The organism is Enterococcus aquimarinus (assembly GCF_001885765.1).
Classification (GTDB): Bacteria; Bacillota; Bacilli; order Lactobacillales; family Enterococcaceae; genus Enterococcus_I; species Enterococcus_I aquimarinus.
The window spans coordinates 1-2,658 of the sequence record NZ_JXKD01000034.1 but is presented as its reverse complement, the minus strand read 5'-3'; the positions used below and the strand labels follow the sequence as shown (position 1 = coordinate 2,658).

The 2,658-nt window shown below is 38.0% G+C and carries 2 protein-coding genes and 1 pseudogene; all 3 read left to right on the top strand.

What is annotated here, in order from left to right:
- The first annotated feature begins 107 nt into the window (after window positions 1-107).
- The gene (locus RU93_RS11800; RefSeq protein WP_071875824.1) at window positions 108-1,163 is read left to right on the top strand and encodes a Gfo/Idh/MocA family protein; all 1,056 of its coding nucleotides are present in this window, start codon (window positions 108-110) and stop codon (window positions 1,161-1,163) included.
- 10 nt (window positions 1,164-1,173) lie between these two features.
- Entirely contained in the window at window positions 1,174-2,028 is an 855-nt protein-coding gene (locus RU93_RS11795; RefSeq protein WP_071875823.1) for a sugar phosphate isomerase/epimerase family protein, read from the top strand.
- A 215-nt stretch (window positions 2,029-2,243) separates the two neighbouring features.
- Window positions 2,244-2,658: pseudogene (locus RU93_RS11790) on the top strand (sugar ABC transporter permease); the annotation flags it as partial.

Sequence of the window (2,658 nt, the reverse complement as noted above, 5' to 3'; positions counted from 1 at the left end):
TTTAAACCTAAAAATAGGGGTTAGACAAATTTCTAAAAGAGACAGTGATAGATGGATTATCAGTTTTTTAGTTGGATCTAATTTGAAAAGAAAAAGGAGAAGAATCATTGAAAAAATTAAGAGTTGGCATAATCGGTGTCGGATCGATTGCTCATGAACACATTCAAGCCTATCAAAAAATGCCTCAGGTAGAACTAGTGGCGCTTTGCGATATCAACACGGAACAATTAGAAAAAATGGGCAAACAATATGAAGTTCCACAGTTATATAAAACGAAAGAAGCGTTACTTGAAAAGGCCGATATTGATGCGGTGAGTGTATGTGTTTGGAATTCAGCGCATGCCGAATGTGCTATTGCCGCACTGAATGCTGGGAAACATGTTTTATGTGAAAAACCGATGGCGATAACCGTCGAGGATGCACAGGCGATGCAAGCCGCGGCTGAGGCGAATGACCGTTTATTGATGATTGGCTTCGTTCGTCGATTTGGGAATGATACCAAGATTATCATGGATTTTAAAGAAAAAGATTTCTTCGGTGAAATTTATTATGGAAAAGCGACGTATTTACGCCGTCATGGAAATCCAGAAGGCTGGTTTGGAGATCAATCGCGTTCTGGTGGCGGTCCATTAATTGATCTAGGTGTGCACGTGATTGATTTACTCACGTATTTATTAGGAAAATCACGACCAGTCTCTGTCTATGGTGCAACATTCCAAAAACTATTCAATCGTCCGGATGTGAAAGATAAGCAAGGGTACATTTCTTCGACACCAGGTGAAATTATTTGTGATGTGGAAGACTTGGCCAGTGCCATGATTCGCTTTGAAAATGGTTCTGTGATTTCAATTGAAACCAGTTTTAGTTTAAACGTGAATGACGATCAACAAAAATTAGAGTTATTTGGTACAAAAGGTGGCGCAGCATTAAATCCGTCATTAAAGCTTTCTACGAATATCAATGGCTACATGGCTGATGTTCAATTGAAAATGCCGACAGCCTTATCGATGGATGGACTCTTCTATAATGAAATTCATCATTTTGTAGAGTGTGTTTTAGAAGGGAAAGACTGTCTGTCCCCTGCGCAAGATGGCGTTGTAATTACCCAAATAATTGAAGCGATATACGAATCCGCAAAAACTGGACACGAAGTAACGTTATAGGAGAGAAAAAATGACAAAAATAGCATGTAGTTCTTATAGTTTTCAACAATTAATCGATCGTGGTGAATTAACGCAACTCCAAACGATTGAGAAAGCGAAAGAGTTGGGCTTTACCGCCATTGAAATCGTTGGTTTAATTCATGATGAACGAATTTCAGAAGGTGATTATGTTCAGCAATTAAAAGCGGAACTAGATCGCTTAGATTTTCCCATCACTTCTTTTACGTTTAGTGCCGATTTACTAAACGGTTGTGAGGGTAATTCTGAAGCTGAAGTAGCCCGAGTGAAAAAAATGATTGATTACGCAGCTATTTTAGGTGCACCGCGTATTCGTCATGATGCCACTTGGGGTAGAAATGGCCAAACATTTGCACAAGTTTTACCAGATTTAGCCGTTTATTGTCGTGAAATTGCCGCGTATGGTGCGACAAAAGGTATCCAAACGATGGTTGAGAACCACGGTTTTTTTGCACAAGATAGTACTCGCATGGAAGATTTATATACCGCTGTCAATCATCCGAATTTTAAATTACTAGTCGACATGGGTAATTTCTTATGTGTTGATGAATCACCCATTGACGCGGTCAGTCGTTTGGCAAGTTTGGCTGGCTATGCTCACGTGAAAGATTTTCATTTTAAATCGGGTAGTCAGTCGAATCCAGGTACTGGATTTTTTAAAACTCGTGGAGGAAACTATTTACGCGGAGCAATTATCGGTCATGGAGAAGTTCCCATTAATCAGTGCTTAGCAATTTTAAAAGCACAAGGATATACGGGCGATTTCGCAATTGAATTTGAAGGGATGGAAGATAATCTCTCTGCGTTAAGAATCTGTTTAGATAATTTGCAACATTATTTCGCTTAAAAATGATGTCAAAAGTACTTCTCTTTTCGAAGTGCTTTTTTATTTGTATACTTTTTAGTTGAAATCGCTTTCTTTTTTTGACAAGAAAAACCTTGATAAACGTTGGTAAATCAGCGTTTTACTAGTAATCAAAAAATACACATTGAAGAGAATGAGTAAAAACCGTATGATGAAAACGTATTCAAAACGTGTTTGTTTGAAGGGGGAAATTAAAAATGGAAGTTAGTATGAATCGAAAACAGAGTAAAGGAGAAGAGCGCAAAAAGAAACTAATCGCAAGTCGTCAACTGTACGTCTTTATCTTACCAGCGTTCTTAGCCTTCTTTATCTTCTCATATATTCCAATGTATGGCGTCATGATTGCTTTTAAAGATTATATTCCGACATTAGGTGTGTGGGGGAGTCCGTGGGTCGGATTCAAACATTTTCAACGCTTTTTTGATTCCTATTATTTTTGGGACTTATTAAAAAATACGATTGGCATTAGTGTCTATTCATTAGTCGTTGGGTTTCCTTTACCTATTATTTTAGCACTTGCTTTAAATGAAATTAAAGATGGCCCATTAAAGAAATTCTCGCAAACGGTTACATACGCGCCGAACTTTATTTCAACGGTTGTAATGGTTGGGA

Coding starts and splice junctions, on each gene's coding strand:
- RU93_RS11795 (WP_071875823.1), top strand. CDS start 1,174: ATGACAAAAATAGCATGTAGTTCTTATAGTTTTCAACAATTAATCGAT.